The following is a 13,977-nucleotide window of genomic DNA, read 5'->3' on the forward strand; positions in this document are numbered from 1 at the left end:
CTGCGCTCGGCGATCCTGCCCCGGTGCAGGAATTCGTGGGCACGAGCGCCTGACCCCAAACCGAAGGAGGATGGCCATGCCGCTGGGAACACTGAAGCTGCCGGGCATCGAGGAGTGGCGCAAGGTCGCGGGCGAACTGGGCCTGAACCTCTCGGATGACGATCTTGCGCAGCATCGCGCGGCGCTGACGGGCAGCTTCGCCGCATACAACCTCGTCGACCAGATGCCGGACGAGATTCCGGAGGTCACCTTCCCGCGGACGCCGGGCCGCCGTCCGGGCGCCGAGGAGAATCCCCATGGTGCCTGGTATGTGAAGAGCACCGTGCAGGGCGCGTCCTCGGGCAAGCTCAAGGGTAAGACCATCGCGCTGAAGGACAATATCTGCCTTGCCGGCGTGCCGATGATGAACGGCGCCTCGACGCTTGAGGGCTATGTGCCGGATGTGGACGCGACGGTCGTCACGCGCATCCTCGAGGCGGGCGGAAGCATCGTGGGCAAGACGGTCTGCGAGTATTTCTGCTTCTCCGGCGGCAGCCATACCAGCGCGCCGGCGCCGGTGCACAACCCGCATCGCATGGGATATTCCGCGGGTGGCTCCTCCTCCGGCAGCGCGGCCGTCGTCGCGGCGGGCGAGGTGCCGATGGCGCTCGGCGGCGACCAGGGCGGGTCGATCCGCATGCCGGCCTCCTTCTGCGGCATCTACGGCATGAAGCCGACGCATGGGCTGGTGCCCTACACCGGCATCATGCCGATCGAGCTGACGATCGACCATACCGGGCCGATGACGGCGACGGTCGAGGACAATGCGCTGCTGCTGGAGGCGCTGGCAGGGCCGGATGGGCTCGATCCGCGGCAATACAGCACGGCGCCGGTGCCGGCCTATCGCGACCTGATGCGGGGCGGCGTCGCGGGAATGAGGATCGCGCTGATCGAGGAAGGCTTCGGCCATCCGCAATCGCAGGAAAAGAACGACGCGCTGGTGAGGGAGGCGGCGGAGCGGCTGCGCGGGCTCGGCGCGACGGTCGAGAAGGTTTCGCTGCCGATGCACCGGCTGGGAGCTGCGATCTGGCTGCCGGTGGCGGCCGAGGGGGCGACCGTGCAGATGATGCATGGCAACGGCTTCGGCTTCAACTGGCAGGGACTCTATGTCAGCTCGCTGCTCGATGCGCACAGCAACTGGCGCGGGCGGGCCGATGAGCTGTCGGAGACGCTGAAGAACACCATGCTGCTCGGGCACTACATGGTGACGCGGCATCGCGGGCATTACTACGCCAAGGCGCAGAACCTGGTGCGGCGGCTGCGGGCAGCCTATGACTCGGTGCTGGCGCAGTACGACCTGCTGGCGATGCCGACGCTGCCGATGGCGGCGACGCCGCTGCCGGCGGCCGATGCGCCGACCAGCGAGATCATACAGCGCGCCTTCGAAGTGCTGCCCAACACGGCACCCTTCGACTGCACGCATCACCCGGCGATGTCGCTGCCCTGTGGGCTGGCGGACGGGTTGCCGATCGGGCTGATGCTGGTCGGCAAGATGTATGACGAGGCGACCATCTACCGCGCTGCTGCCACCTTCGAGAGCGGCGTCGACTGGAGGAGCCTCACGGCCTGAGGCGGGCGACGGCGTCGCCGGCGAGGAATGCCGCCTCGCCGGCGACGAAGCAGGCCAGCACACGCGGCCCTGCCGGATCGACGAGGACGACGTCGCCGCGCATGCCCGGATGCAGCGCGCCCCGATCCGCCAGGCCAGCCGCGGCGGCCGGGTTGGCGGATACGAGGGACCAGGCCTCGGCGAGACTCAGCCTGCCGCGGCGGGCTATGGCGAAGGGGGCTTCGAGCAGCGCGGGCCAGTGATAGTCGCTGGCGAGGATGGTGACGAGGCCGCGCTCGGCGAGCGGGGCGGCGCTGGCCCAGCCGAGATGGCTGCCGCCGCGGACGACGTTGGGGGCGCCCATCACCACCGCCTCGCCATGGGCGCGGGCATCGGCGGCGACGGCCTCGGCCATCGGGAATTCGCAGAGGCGGGCGCCGAGGCCGCGGTAGTGGGCGCGGTCCTCCTGCGTCGCGTCGTCATGGCTCAGCATCGGGATGCCGGCGGCGGCGGCCGCGGCGGCGATGCGGGCGCGGGCGGCGGGCACCTCCGCACGGCGGGCGGCGACGCGCCCGATCAACTCGCGGAATTCGTCGGGGGAAAGGCCGGCGCGGCCGGCATACTTCGCCAGCTCCCTGGCATTGCCGAGCTTCTTCAGGATGGACGGCGTATGGTCGTTGAAGCCGAGCAAATGGATGCGGCCGGCGGCGATGCCGGCCAGGGCGTCGTCGAGGGCGTCGAGGTTGTCGGCCTCGAAGCGGCAGTGGATGCGGAGGTCGAGGGGGAGCGGCCCGGCCTCGTCCAAGGCTGCCATGAGCGCGCGCCACATGCCGAGTGAGCGAAGGCCGGGCTCCCAGGACAGGGTCACGCCGAGGAAGGCGGTGGTGATGCCGCAGGCGAGGAGCTGCGCCGCGGTGTCGCGCAGTGCGAGGGCGGGCGGGAAGTCGATGCCGGGGCGGGGTTGCAGCGCGCGCTCATGCGCATCGCCATGGATGTCGACGAGGCCGGGCAGCACAAGCCAGCCGGTTGCGTCGAGGCGGCGGGCGCCGGCGGGCGGGGCTGCGGCGATCGTCTCGCCGGCGAGGGCAAGGTCACCGGCGGCGAGGTTGCCGCCGCGCAGCACCTCGCCGCCGGTGAGGTGCCAGCCAGACATCCCTCAGCTCTCCGCCACGATCTGAACGCGGCCCGAGGCATAGCAGCCGAAGCTGACCTCCACCGGCTGGCCCTCGGGGTCGAGGTTCAGGGCTTCCGTCACCAGCACCGGGCGCGTGCGGGATTGCTCAAGCAGGGTGGCTTCCTCCGGCGTCGGCATGCGGGCCGTGATGCGGGTCGCCTCGCGGCGGAAATCCGGGATGCCCAATCGCGTGAGGACCCTGGTGATGGAGGCTTCCTCCGCCAGGAGGCCGGCGATGCCGGGGAAGCGGGTGGCGGAGAACCAATGGGTGCCGATGGCGATGGGGCGGCCATCGACCAGGCTCAGCCGCTCCGCGACGATGACAGGGCGCCCGCGGCGAAGGCGGAGCTGCTCGGCGATATGCGCCTCGGCGGGCACCTCCTCGATGCGGAGCATGCGGCCCTTGGGCTCGCGGTTCTGCCGTTGGATCGTTTCGGAGAAGCGGGTGCGGCGGCCGACGGGATAGTCCAGCACATCCTCGGCAACGAAGCTGCCGCGGCCCTGCTCGATGCGGACCAGGCCGCGGCCTTCCAGTTCCTCCATGGCGCGCCGGACGGTGTGGCGGTTGACGCCGAAGCGGGCGGAGAGCTCGGCCTCGGTCGGCAGGCGGGCGCCGGGGGCGAGGCTGCCGCTGGCGATCTCGCGTTCCATCGTGCCAGCGATCTGGCGCCAGAGGGCGACGCCCTGGCCGCGGGCGAGGGTGGCTGTGGTGTTCATGGAAGTTTCAACCTTGGGCCTTGCCTGGCGTGTATTGTAACAAGCACCCTAGATGGCTGGACGTCTATTTGTCTAGACTTTATGATGAACCCCATGTCCGATGACGCAACCGAAGCCCAGGCGGCGCGACGCCGCTGGATGGGCGTGCTGGCCCGTGCCGATGCGGATGCCATCGCAACTCGGCTGGCTGACGCCCCTGCCCTGCCCCGCCACATCCGGCTGCGCGGCCCGGAGACCGGGCTGGTGATGACCCGCGGCCGGCAGGGCGGCGATGGGGCGCCCTTCAATCTCGGCGAGATGACCGTGACCCGGTGCAGCGTGCGGCTGGCGGATGGGGCGGTGGGCCATGCCTATGTCGCCGGCCGCGACGCGCGCCAAGCGGAGCTGGCAGCGGTGCTGGATGCCGCCTTGCAGGACCCGGCACGGCGGCCGGTGCTGCTGGCGACGGTGATCGAGCCCCTGGCCGAGGCGCAGGCCGCGCATGCCGCCCGCGAGGCGGCGAAGGCGGCGGCGACGCGGGTGGAGTTCTTCACCATGGCGACGATGCGATGAACGGCCTGACCCCCGGCTTCGCCGATCCGGTGCCGGATGCGCAAGCCTGTTTCCGGGCGCTGCTGGAGGCGATGGCGCGGCCGGGCCGGGTGGAGCGCCTGGCGGCCCTGCCCGAAGCCCCGGCGCCCCTGGCCCCGGCGGCGGCGGCGGTGCTGCTGACATTGGCGGATGCGGAGACGCCGGTTTGGACCGATGCCGGGCCGGTGGCGGAGGATTGGCTGCGCTTCCATGCCGGCTGTCCGCTGGTGGCGGAGCCGGGGTTGGCGGGCTTCCTGTTGGCGACGGGCGGGCTTCCCGCGCTGGCAGCGCTGGAGGCGGGGACGGAGGAGGAGCCGCATCGCTCCGCAACCCTGATCGTGCAGGTGGCGGGGTTGGAGCTGGGCGGGGGCTGGCGGCTCACCGGGCCCGGCATCGAGCGGGAGCACCGGCTGCAGGTGGAGGGGCTGCCGCGCGGCTTCCTCGCCGATTGGGCCGCGAACGGAGCACGGTTTCCGCGCGGGATCGACCTGGTGCTGTGCGCCGGGAACAGGCTGGCGGCGCTGCCGCGCACCACGCGCATCGAGGAGGCCGGCTGATGGCCTATGTGGCGGTCAAGGGTAGCGAGCGGGCGATCGAGGCGGCGCATGCCTGGCTGGCTGAGGAGCGGCGTGGCGATCCGGCGCTGCCGGAGTTGAGCCTCGCCCAGATCGAGGGGCAGCTCGGCCTCGCCGTCGACCGGGTGATGGCGGAGGGAGCTTGCCATGACCGGGGGCTCGCCGCGCTTGCCGTCAAGCAGGCGCGGGGCGACCTGATCGAGGCGGCTTTCCTGCTACGCGCCTATCGGACCACCCTGCCCCGCTTCGGTGCCAGCCGGCCGGTGGAGACCGGCGGGATGCGCATCCGGCGGCGGATCAGCGCGACCTACAAGGAGTTGCCGGGCGGCCAGGTGCTGGGGCCGACCTTCGACTATACGCATCGGCTGCTGGATTTCGCCCTGGCCGCGGAAGGCAGCGTGCCCGAGCCGGCGCCGGAGGCCGCCACCGATGCGGCGGCGATGCCGCGGGTGACCGGGTTGCTGGCGCAGGAAGGGTTAATGGCGCCCGAGCCGCCCTCCGAGGTGGAGCCGCGCGACCTGACGCGGGAGCCGCTCGACTTCCCGGCCGAGCGGCCGCTGCGGCTGCAGGCGCTGGCGCGGGGCGATGAGGGCTTCCTGCTCTCGCTCGGCTATTCGACGCAGCGTGGCTACGGCAACGCGCATCCCTTCGTCGGCGAGATCCGGATGGGAGCGGTGACGGTGGAGTTCGAGCCGCCGGAACTCGGCTTCCCGATCGAGATCGGCGAGATTACCGTCACCGAATGCCAGATGGTGAACCAGTTCGCCGGCTCGAAGACGGAGTTGCCGCAGTTCACCCGCGGTTACGGCCTCGTCTTCGGCCAGGGCGAGCGGAAGGCGATGGCGATGGCGCTGGTGGATCGGGCGCTGCGGGCAGCGGAGCTTGGCGAGCCGGTGGAGGCGCCGGCGCAGGATCAGGAATTCGTGCTGTACCACTGCGACAATGTGGAAGCGACGGGCTTCGTCGAGCATCTGAAGCTGCCGCACTACGTCGATTTCCAGAGCGAGCTGGAGAAGATCCGGCTGCTGCGGCGGGAGGCCGGAGGCGAATGACGGCGCTCGGCTACAATTTCGGCTATCTCGACGAGAACACCAAGCGGATGATCCGCCGCGCCTTGCTGAAGGCGGTGGCGGTGCCCGGGCATCAGGTGCCCTTCGGCGCGCGGGAGATGCCGCTGCCCTATGGCTGGGGGACGGGCGGCATCGCTGTGACCGCCAGCGTCATCGGCGCCGGCGACCGGCTGAAGGTGATCGACCAGGGGGCGGACGACACAACCAATGCCGTCTCCATCCGGCACTTCTTCGCCAAGGTGACGGGGGTTGGGACCACCGAGCGGACGGGCGAGGCGACGATCATTCAGACGCGGCACCGCATCCCGGAGACGCGGCTGCGCGAGGGGCAGATCCTGGTCTACCAGGTGCCGATGCCGGAGCCGCTGTTTCGGCTGGAGCCGCGCGTCGCCGAGACCAAGCGGATGCATGCGCTGGCCGATTACGGGCTGATGCATGTGAAGCTCTACGAGGACATCGCTCGGCATGGCCATGTGGCGATCAGCTACAACTATCCGGTGCTGGTCGGCGGGCGCTACCTGATGTCTCCCTCGCCGATCCCCGCCTTCGACAACCCGAAGATGGACCGGATGCCGGCCCTGCAGCTCTTCGGCGCGGGGCGGGAGAAGCGGATATATGCGGTACCGCCCTACACCTCGGTGACGAGCCTCGATTTCGAGGACCATCCCTTCCAGCCGGTGCGGGCGGATGCGCCCTGCGCGCTCTGCGGCAGCCGGGAGAGCTATCTCGACGAGGTCGTCGTGGACGACAAGGGCGGGCGGATGTTCGTCTGCTCGGATACCGACTACTGCGCCACGCGCCAGACGCAGCGGGAGGCGGCGGAATGAGCGCGCTGCTCGAAGCCTCGGGCCTCGCGCTGCGCTTCGGGGCGGTGCCGGCGCTGGATGGCGTGGCGCTCGAGATCTTTCCCGGCGAGGTCGTCGCCATCGTCGGCGAGTCAGGCTCGGGCAAGACGACGCTGCTGCGCGTGCTCTCCGGCATGATGCGGCCGGAGGCGGGCGAGGTCCGCTACCGTGACCCGGAAGGCGGGCTGCATGTCGTCCATGAGATGGGCGAGGCGGAGCTACGCCGGCTGCACCGGACGGATTGGGGCTTCGTCCATCAGAACCCGCGCGACGGGCTGCGCATGCGCGTCTCGGCGGGCGGCAATATCGGCGAGCGGCTGATGGCGGTGGGCGCGCGGCATTACGGCAACATCCGCGCCGAGGCGGCGGAGTGGCTGCGGCGCGTCGAGATCGACCCGGCACGGATTGACGACATGCCAGCGCTCTTCTCGGGCGGCATGCAGCAGCGGCTGCAGATCGCCCGCACGCTGGTGACGCGGCCGCGGCTGGTCTTCATGGACGAGCCGACCGGGGGACTCGATGTCTCGGTGCAGGCGAAGCTGCTCGACATGATCCGGGCGCTTGTCGCCGATCTCGGCCTCGCGGTGGTGATCGTGACGCATGACATCGCGGCGGCACGGCTGCTGGCGCATCGGCTGCTCGTCATGCGGCGGGGGCAAGTCGTGGAGCAGGGGCTGACGGACCGGGTACTCGACGACCCGCAGCATGAATACACCCAATTGCTCGTTGCCTCGGTGCTGGCGGCATGAGCTGGGCGATCCGCACCGAGGGGCTCGGCAAGTCCTTCACGCTGCATCTCCAGGGCGGGGTGCGCATCCCCGTGCTGGAAGGCGTGGACCTGAGCGTGGCGGCAGGGGAATGCGTCGCACTGGCAGGACCTTCGGGTGCCGGCAAGTCCACGCTGATGCGGCTGCTCTACGGCAATTACGGCGCGGCGGCGGGGCGCATCCTGATCCGCCATCATGGGGCGGAGGTCGACCTCGCAGCGGCCGATGCGCGGCTGGTGCGCGAGGTGCGGCGGGAGACGCTTGGCTATGTCAGCCAGTTCCTCCGCGTCATCCCGCGCGTGCCGACGCTCGACATCGTCGCCGAGCCGTTGATGGCGCGGGGCGTGGCGCGCGAGGCAGCGCGGCCGCGGGCGGCGGAACTGCTGGCGCAGCTCAACCTGCCGGCGCGGCTGCACGGGCTGCCGCCGGCGACCTTCTCGGGCGGCGAGCAGCAGCGGGTGAACCTGGCGCGGGGCTTCGCCCCGGGCTACCCGGTGCTGCTGCTCGACGAGCCGACGGCGAGCCTCGATGCCGGCAACCGAGCGGTGGTGGTCGGGCTAATCCGCGCCGCCAAGGCCGCGGGCAGCGCCATCATCGGTATCTTCCATGACACCGAGGTGCGCGACCAGGTCGCGGACCGATTGTTCGAGGTCCTGCCCATGCCGGTCGCCGCCTGATGTCCGAGACCATCCTCACCCATGCCCTGCTCGTCCTGCCGGAGGATGTGATGCCCGGCACGCTGGTGCTGCGCGACGGGCTGATCGCCGAAGTGCAGCCGGGGCGCAGCAGCCTTGCGGGGGCGGTGGATTGCGGGGGCGACCACGTCATCCCCGGCGTGGTCGACCTGCATACCGACAATCTCGAGCGTCAGGTGCAGCCGCGGGCCAATGCGCGCTGGCCGAGCCGTTCCGCCCTGTTGGCGCATGACGCGCAATGCGCGGCGGCGGGCGTCACCACCGTCTTCGACGCGCTCTGCCTCGGTGATCTCGGCTTCGACCCCGGGCGGGTGCAGACCTTCTACGAGGGTGTCGCCGACCTCGCCGCGCTGGTGCCGAGCGGCCTGCTGAAGGCGGAGCACCTGCTGCATCTCCGGTGCGAGCTGCCGGCGACCGACATGGTGCCGGCGGTGGAGAGCGTCGCCGACCATCCGCTCGTCGCCATGGTCAGCCTGATGGACCACTCGCCGGGCGTCGGCCAGTACCGAGACATTCCCCGCTACCGTGCGATGCGGCAGCGGCAGAAGCAGATGAGCGATGCCGAGGTGGATGCGCGCATCGCTGAGCTGCTGGAGCGCCGTGCCCGATTGCGCGAGCCGCAGCGGCGCTGGCTGCTGGACCGCATCGCCCATCGCGACCTGCCGCTCGCCAGCCATGACGATGACGACGTGGAGGAGATGGCGCGCAACGCGGAGGACGGCATCCGCATCAGCGAGTTCCCGGTGACGATGGAGGCGGCCGGTGCGGCGCGCGGCCTCGGTGTCACGGTGATCGCCGGGGCGCCCAACATCGTCCGCGGCGGAAGCCATTCGGGCAATGTCGCGGCGGCCGACCTCATCCGCGCCGGCGCTGTCGATGCGTTGGCAAGCGACTATGTGCCGGCGGCGATGGTGGAGGCGGCGTGGATTGCGGCCGCGACCACCGGCATCTCCCTTCCCCGGGCTGTCGCCAGCATCACCGACGGGCCCGCGCGCATGGCGCGGCTGAGGGACCGGGGGCGGCTGGTGGCGGGGCTGCGGGCCGATCTGGTGCGGGTACGGGCGGTGGAGGGGCTGCCGATGGTCCGCGCCGTCTGGCGCGAGGGGGAGCGCGTGGCGTGATCGGCGCGCCCATGCCGGAGGCGCGCCTGGCCCTCTACTGGGCGCCGGAGCCGGAGGACCCCCTCCACCGCCTCGGCTCCGCCTGGCTCGGCCGGGATGCGGAGACGGGGGCGCCGCTGCCGCAGCCGGTGCTGCCGGGGCTCGACGTCGCGGAGATCACCAGGGATGCGCGGGGATATGGCCTTCATGCGACACTGAAGCCGCCTTTCCACCTGCGGGTCAGCTGGGCGGAGGCGGTCGCCGCGGCGGAGGCGCTTGCGGCGCGGACGGCACCCTTCGACCTTCCGCCGCTCGCCGTCGAGAATTTGGAGGGGTTCCTGGCGCTGCGGGAGACGGCGCACTGCCCTGCCCTCCGGCCCTTCGCCGATGCTTGCGTCGAGGCGCTGGATCCCTGCCGGGCGCCGCCCGACGAGGCAGAGTTGGCAAAGCGGCGGCGGGCCCGGCTGAGCGCGCGGCAGGAGGTGCTGCTAGAGCGGTATGGCTATCCTTACGTCATGGAGGAGTGGCGCTTCCACGTCACTCTCAGCCGGCGCCTCTCGGCCGGGGAGATGGCGGTGGTACAGCCGGCGGTGACGGATTTTCTAGGCGAGGCGCCGGCGATGCCGCGGCGGGTCGGCGCCATCAGCCTGTTCACCCAGGCGAAGGCCGGTGCGCCCTTCCTGATCGCCGAGCGGCTGCCGCTCAGGGGATAGCGCGGAGGGCCGCCACCACCCGGGCGACGCCTTGCTCCACCGGACCCTCATTCATCACCCGGACCACATGGAGGCCGGGCGGCAGCGCGGCCTCGCGGGCAAGGCGGGCGGCGATGTCGGCCTCCGTCTCGCGGCCGCGGGCGGCGAGGCGGGCGGCCAGTATCGCGGGCGGAGCGGTGATCTCCAGCACCAGCAGGGGCATGCGCCGCGCGGCTTCGGCGAGGACGGTGCGCGAGAGGTTGGCGACCGCCACTCCGGGTGGCAGGGCGGCCGGGATGCCGTAGAGTAGCCCATGCGCCTCCCACCAGAGGGCGAAGCGGCCGGCGGCGCGCTCGGCCTCGAAATCGGCGCGGGTCAGCGGGCGATGCGCCTCGCCGCCGGCCTCGGCAGGGCGGGTGATGCTGCGCTGGATGAAGTGGAAGCGGGGATCGCCGGCCAGGGCTGCGCGGGCGCCCTCCATCAGCGTGTCTTTCCCCGCCCCGGAGGGCCCGACCACACCGACCAGCATGCTTGCCTTCCAGATCGAACGGGCCTTCTCTGCCTGTCCGAACGCCGTCAGGCAATGTTCCCTCGGAGAAGACCACAGCATGTTCACGACACGGCCCGAGATCGCCGGCACCTTCGGCGCCGTCGCCACGACGCATTGGATCGCCTCGCAGGTCGGAATGTCCGTGCTGGAACGGGGCGGCAATGCCTTCGACGCCGCCTGCGCCGCCGGCTTTACCTTGCAGATCGTCGAGCCGCATCTGAACGGGCCGGGGGGCGACTGCCCGATCATTCTGCACAGCGCGAAGCTCGGCGCGCAGCAGGTGATCTGCGGCCAGGGGCCGGCGCCGGCGGCGATGACGGTCGGCAAGCTGAAGGACGAGCTGGGCCTCGACATCGTACCGGGGACCGGCTTCCTTTGCGCGCCCATCCCCGGCGCCTTCGATGCCTGGGCACTGATGCTGCGTGACCATGGCACCTGGCGGCTGCGCGACGTCTTGGACTACGCCATCGGCTACGCGGCGCGCGGGGCGCATGTGGTCGGGCGCATCTGCGCGACGATCGAGACGGTGCGGCCGCTCTTCGAGACGGAGTGGAAGACCTCGGCCGCGCTCTGGCTGAAGGGGATCACGCCGGGCGGGCTCTACACCAACCCGGACCTGGCCGAAACCTATGCGCGGGTGGTGCGCGAGGCGGAGGCGGCGAGCAGCGATCGCGAGGGGCAGATCGAGGCGGCGCGGAACATCTGGTATGGCGGTTTCGTCGCCGAGGCGATCGACCGCTTCGGCCGCGAGTTCGCTGCGCTCGACACGTCCGGCCGGCGGCATCATGCGCTGCTGACGGGGCAGGACATGGCCGGTTGGCGGGCGAGCGTGGAGCAGCCGCTTGCCGGGCAGTACCGCGGGCATGCCGTGCTGAAATGCGGGCCTTGGAGCCAGGGGCCGGCGATGCTCCAGACCCTCGCCCTGCTCGATGGGCTCGATGTGGCAGGAATGGACCCGGTTGGGGCGGAGTTCGTCCACGCTGTTACCGAGGCGATGAAGCTCGCCTTCGCCGACCGCGAGGCCTTCTACGGCGATCCGGATTTCACCGATGTCCCGATGGGGGCGCTGCTCTCAGCCGAGTACAATGCCGCACGGCGGGCACTGATCGGGCGCGAGGCGAATAACGAGTTCCGGCCCGGCTCGCCGGACGGGCGGGCGCCACGGACGGACTACGCGGCCGCGGTGCAACGGGCTGGGGCGCTCACCATGGCGGCCGGGACGGGCGAGCCGACGGTTTCCCGCCTCGGTGCCTCGGGCGGGGATACATGCCATATCGACGTGATCGACCAATGGGGCAATTTCGTCAGCGCGACGCCTTCGGCCGGCTGGCTGCAAAGCTCGCCGGCGATACCCGGCCTCGGCTTCTGCCTCGGCTCGCGCTGCCAGATGTTCTGGCTGGACGAGACGCTGCCGAATGGGCTCAAGCCCGGCAAGCGGCCGCGGACGACGCTGTCGCCGAGCCTGGTGCTGCGCGAGGGCAAGCCCTGGATGAGCTTTGGCACGCCGGGCGGCGAGCAGCAGGACCAGTGGCAGCCGATCATGCTGGCGCGGATGCTCGACCATGGCTTTGGCATCCAGCAGGCGATCGACCTGCCGAGCTTCCATAGCGAGCACTGGATCAGCAGCTTCTGGCCGCGCGGCGCCCAGCCGGGGAAGCTGGTGCTGGAGGGACGCTACGCGCCGGCGGTGCTCGATGAGCTGACGTCCCGCGGCCATGCCGCCGAGATGGGCGGCGAGTGGTCCGAGGGACGGCTCACCGGAGCGCGGCTGGAGGCGGATGGCCAGATCCTCGCGGGCGCCAACCCGCGAGGCATGCAGGGTTATGCGGTAGGGCGATAAGTCCCCGCCGCCTTACCGCGTCCGCGGCCCGACGCGCCGCGGCGCCGGCACCCGCGCCGGCTGCGCGGCCGGCGCCTTGGCCGCCGCCTTGCGCGCCTGCTCGCGCAGCTGGGCGATGGTCGAGCGGTTGGTCACCTGCTCCGGGTTGGTCCGCACCTCCACCACCGCCGGCTTGCCGGAGGCGATCGCACGCTGCACGGCAGGCACCAGCTCCTCGGTCGCCTCCACCACCTCGCCATGGCCGCCGAAGCTGTCGATGAACTTGGCGAAGTCCGGGTTGGTGAGCGTCGTGGCGGAGACGCGGCCAGGATAGTGCCGTTCCTGGTGCATGCGAATCGTGCCGTACATCTGGTTGTTGAAGACCAGGATGATGGGATTGACCGCATGGTGGAAGGCGGTGGCGATCTCCTGGCCCGTCATCAGGAAGCCGCCATCGCCGACGAAGGAGATCACCGTCCGCCCGGGATGGACGATCTTGGCGCCGATCGCGGCCGGCACGCTGTAGCCCATGGCGCCATTCGTCGGGCCGAGGAAGTCCTGGCCTTCCGAGACATGCATGAAGCGCGTCGGCCAGGTGGCGAAATTGCCGGCGTCGGTGGTGAAGATGGTATCAGGCGGCAGCGCCTTCTCCAGCGCCTGGAGGGCGACGGCGAGGTTGAGCGGGCCTTCGTACTCGCCCGGCTTCGCCTGCGCCTCACGCGCGGCGCGCAGCTCGGCGCGCCAGCCGGCCCAGGCGGGACTTGCGATGGGTGGCAGCGCTTTCGCGGCAGCAGCGAAGGCGTTCATGTCCGTGGTGATGCCGAGGGCCGGGCGATAAACGCGGCCGATCTCCGACTGGTCGGGATAGGCGTGAATGATCGGCGTGCCGCCAGCCATGTCGAAGAGGGTGTAGCCCTGCGACACGGTCTCGCCGATGCGGGTGCCGATGGCGAGGAAGAGGTCGCACTCCCGTGCCTTCGCCACCAGCGTGGCATCGGCGCCGACGCCGAGGTCGCCGACGAAATTCGGCAGCGTGTTGTCGTATAGGCCCTGACGGCGGAAGCTGACCGCGACAGGGATGTCGTTGGCACGGAGGAAGTCGCGGATATCGGCGCGGCCTTCCGGCGTCCAGCAGCCACCACCGCCGAGCACGGCGAACGGACGCTTCGCCCCGGCCAGCATCGCCATCATCCGCTCCATGGCGGCGGGCGAGGGATGCGCGGGGGCGACCTGGGCGGGGCCGATATCCGGAGCCGACACCATCTCCTTCTGCATCTCCTCGGAGATCGCCACCACCACCGGGCCGGGGCGGCCGGAGGTGGCGACGTCGAAGGCATGCGCCATCAGCTCCGGGATGCGCGCGGCGTCGTCGATCTGCGTCACCCACTTGGCGAGGGGCGCGAACATCTTGCGGTAGTCGACCTCCTGGAAGCTCTCCCGATCAGTCTCCTCGAAGGGAATCTGGCCAATCAGCAGCACCAGCGGCGTGGAGTCCTGGTAGGCGACATGCACGCCGATCGCCGCATGGCAGGCACCCGGGCCCCGCGTGACGATGGCGACGCCGGGCTTGCCGGTCAGCTTGCCATAAGCCTCCGCCATGTGAACGGCACCGGCCTCGAAGCGGCAGGTGACGAGCTGGATTCGGTTGCGCTGGGCGTAGAGCCCGTCGAGCAGGTCGAGATAGCTCTCGCCGGGCACGCAGAAGGCGTGGCTAACGCCCTGCGCCACCAGCGCGTCGGCCAGGATGTGCCCACCGAGCCGCGCCTCGGTCCGCCTTGCCTGCGTCATGCCCTGGTCTCCGTCCCCTCTCGTGGC

The 13,977-nt window shown here is 70.9% G+C and carries 14 protein-coding genes; 10 read left to right on the forward strand and 4 right to left on the reverse strand.

Features of this window, described 5'->3' with window-relative positions; translation table 11 throughout:
- The first annotated feature begins 76 nt into the window (after positions 1 to 76).
- Positions 77 to 1,609, forward strand: coding sequence for an amidase (locus tag LH62_RS21645; RefSeq protein WP_043364174.1), 1,533 nt, complete (start codon positions 77 to 79; stop codon positions 1,607 to 1,609).
- On the opposite strand, the gene LH62_RS21650 is transcribed toward LH62_RS21645, so the two are convergent.
- Both LH62_RS21650 and phnF read right to left on the reverse strand, forming a co-directional pair.
- On the reverse strand, positions 1,599 to 2,741 hold the full coding sequence (locus tag LH62_RS21650) for an alpha-D-ribose 1-methylphosphonate 5-triphosphate diphosphatase (RefSeq protein ID WP_043364176.1): 1,143 nt from the start codon (positions 2,739 to 2,741) through the stop codon (positions 1,599 to 1,601). The two genes, LH62_RS21645 and LH62_RS21650, sit on opposite strands and share 11 nt — an antisense overlap.
- Before the next feature lie 3 nt (positions 2,742 to 2,744).
- Positions 2,745 to 3,479, reverse strand: coding sequence for a phosphonate metabolism transcriptional regulator PhnF (phnF, locus tag LH62_RS21655; protein WP_043364180.1), 735 nt, complete (start codon positions 3,477 to 3,479; stop codon positions 2,745 to 2,747).
- A 93-nt stretch (positions 3,480 to 3,572) separates the two neighbouring features.
- Between phnF and phnG the strand changes: the two genes are divergently transcribed.
- From phnG to LH62_RS21695, 8 genes are read left to right on the forward strand one after another with little or no spacing between them, the layout of a single operon-like run.
- Positions 3,573 to 4,031 (forward strand): phosphonate C-P lyase system protein PhnG, encoded by a 459-nt coding sequence (gene phnG / locus LH62_RS21660; protein ID WP_043364182.1) that lies wholly within the window; start codon positions 3,573 to 3,575, stop codon positions 4,029 to 4,031.
- Positions 4,028 to 4,606, forward strand: a complete 579-nt coding sequence (gene phnH / locus LH62_RS21665; RefSeq protein ID WP_043364184.1) for a phosphonate C-P lyase system protein PhnH — start codon at positions 4,028 to 4,030, stop codon at positions 4,604 to 4,606. Before phnG ends, phnH begins: the two co-directional genes overlap by 4 nt.
- Positions 4,606 to 5,676 (forward strand): carbon-phosphorus lyase complex subunit PhnI, encoded by a 1,071-nt coding sequence (locus LH62_RS21670; RefSeq protein ID WP_043364186.1) that lies wholly within the window; start codon positions 4,606 to 4,608, stop codon positions 5,674 to 5,676. Before phnH ends, LH62_RS21670 begins: the two co-directional genes overlap by 1 nt.
- The gene (locus LH62_RS21675) at positions 5,673 to 6,521 is read left to right on the forward strand and encodes an alpha-D-ribose 1-methylphosphonate 5-phosphate C-P-lyase PhnJ (RefSeq protein ID WP_043364188.1); all 849 of its coding nucleotides are present in this window, start codon (positions 5,673 to 5,675) and stop codon (positions 6,519 to 6,521) included. The genes LH62_RS21670 and LH62_RS21675 overlap by 4 nt, the downstream gene beginning before the upstream one ends.
- Positions 6,518 to 7,288, forward strand: coding sequence for a phosphonate C-P lyase system protein PhnK (phnK, locus tag LH62_RS21680; protein ID WP_052214789.1), 771 nt, complete (start codon positions 6,518 to 6,520; stop codon positions 7,286 to 7,288). The genes LH62_RS21675 and phnK overlap by 4 nt, the downstream gene beginning before the upstream one ends.
- Positions 7,285 to 7,983, forward strand: coding sequence for a phosphonate C-P lyase system protein PhnL (phnL, locus tag LH62_RS21685; protein ID WP_043364192.1), 699 nt, complete (start codon positions 7,285 to 7,287; stop codon positions 7,981 to 7,983). Before phnK ends, phnL begins: the two co-directional genes overlap by 4 nt.
- On the forward strand, positions 7,983 to 9,122 hold the full coding sequence (locus LH62_RS21690) for an alpha-D-ribose 1-methylphosphonate 5-triphosphate diphosphatase (protein WP_043364195.1): 1,140 nt from the start codon (positions 7,983 to 7,985) through the stop codon (positions 9,120 to 9,122). The genes phnL and LH62_RS21690 overlap by 1 nt, the downstream gene beginning before the upstream one ends.
- The gene (locus tag LH62_RS21695) at positions 9,119 to 9,814 is read left to right on the forward strand and encodes a DUF1045 domain-containing protein (RefSeq protein WP_236552604.1); all 696 of its coding nucleotides are present in this window, start codon (positions 9,119 to 9,121) and stop codon (positions 9,812 to 9,814) included. Before LH62_RS21690 ends, LH62_RS21695 begins: the two co-directional genes overlap by 4 nt.
- On the opposite strand, the gene phnN is transcribed toward LH62_RS21695, so the two are convergent.
- Positions 9,804 to 10,322, reverse strand: a complete 519-nt coding sequence (gene phnN / locus LH62_RS21700; protein ID WP_043364197.1) for a phosphonate metabolism protein/1,5-bisphosphokinase (PRPP-forming) PhnN — start codon at positions 10,320 to 10,322, stop codon at positions 9,804 to 9,806. The genes LH62_RS21695 and phnN overlap by 11 nt on opposite strands.
- 79 nt (positions 10,323 to 10,401) lie before the next feature.
- Here phnN and LH62_RS21705 point away from each other — a divergent pair, with 79 nt between their 5' ends.
- The gene (locus tag LH62_RS21705; protein WP_043364199.1) at positions 10,402 to 12,183 is read left to right on the forward strand and encodes a gamma-glutamyltransferase family protein; all 1,782 of its coding nucleotides are present in this window, start codon (positions 10,402 to 10,404) and stop codon (positions 12,181 to 12,183) included.
- Positions 12,184 to 12,195: 12 nt separating this feature from the next.
- Here LH62_RS21705 and LH62_RS21710 read toward each other — a convergent pair whose 3' ends face one another.
- Entirely contained in the window at positions 12,196 to 13,950 is a 1,755-nt protein-coding gene (locus LH62_RS21710; RefSeq protein WP_082012714.1) for a thiamine pyrophosphate-dependent enzyme, read from the reverse strand.
- Positions 13,951 to 13,977: the final 27 nt, after the last annotated feature.

The organism is Belnapia sp. F-4-1, from assembly GCF_000802185.1.
Classification (GTDB): Bacteria; Pseudomonadota; Alphaproteobacteria; order Acetobacterales; family Acetobacteraceae; genus Belnapia.

What these genes read in the sequence shown, in the direction of transcription:
- phnN (WP_043364197.1), bottom strand. Translation starts at nt 10,322, where the DNA reads ATGCTGGTCGGTGTGGTCGGGCCCTCCGGGGCGGGGAAAGACACGCTG.
- LH62_RS21690 (WP_043364195.1), top strand. Translation starts at nt 7,983, where the DNA reads ATGTCCGAGACCATCCTCACCCATGCCCTGCTCGTCCTGCCGGAGGAT.
- LH62_RS21675 (WP_043364188.1), top strand. Translation starts at nt 5,673, where the DNA reads ATGACGGCGCTCGGCTACAATTTCGGCTATCTCGACGAGAACACCAAG.
- LH62_RS21670 (WP_043364186.1), top strand. Translation starts at nt 4,606, where the DNA reads ATGGCCTATGTGGCGGTCAAGGGTAGCGAGCGGGCGATCGAGGCGGCG.
- LH62_RS21710 (WP_082012714.1), bottom strand. Translation starts at nt 13,950, where the DNA reads ATGACGCAGGCAAGGCGGACCGAGGCGCGGCTCGGTGGGCACATCCTG.
- phnG (WP_043364182.1), top strand. Translation starts at nt 3,573, where the DNA reads ATGTCCGATGACGCAACCGAAGCCCAGGCGGCGCGACGCCGCTGGATG.
- phnK (WP_052214789.1), top strand. Translation starts at nt 6,518, where the DNA reads ATGAGCGCGCTGCTCGAAGCCTCGGGCCTCGCGCTGCGCTTCGGGGCG.
- LH62_RS21650 (WP_043364176.1), bottom strand. Translation starts at nt 2,741, where the DNA reads ATGTCTGGCTGGCACCTCACCGGCGGCGAGGTGCTGCGCGGCGGCAAC.
- LH62_RS21705 (WP_043364199.1), top strand. Translation starts at nt 10,402, where the DNA reads ATGTTCACGACACGGCCCGAGATCGCCGGCACCTTCGGCGCCGTCGCC.
- phnL (WP_043364192.1), top strand. Translation starts at nt 7,285, where the DNA reads ATGAGCTGGGCGATCCGCACCGAGGGGCTCGGCAAGTCCTTCACGCTG.
- phnH (WP_043364184.1), top strand. Translation starts at nt 4,028, where the DNA reads ATGAACGGCCTGACCCCCGGCTTCGCCGATCCGGTGCCGGATGCGCAA.
- phnF (WP_043364180.1), bottom strand. Translation starts at nt 3,479, where the DNA reads ATGAACACCACAGCCACCCTCGCCCGCGGCCAGGGCGTCGCCCTCTGG.
- LH62_RS21645 (WP_043364174.1), top strand. Translation starts at nt 77, where the DNA reads ATGCCGCTGGGAACACTGAAGCTGCCGGGCATCGAGGAGTGGCGCAAG.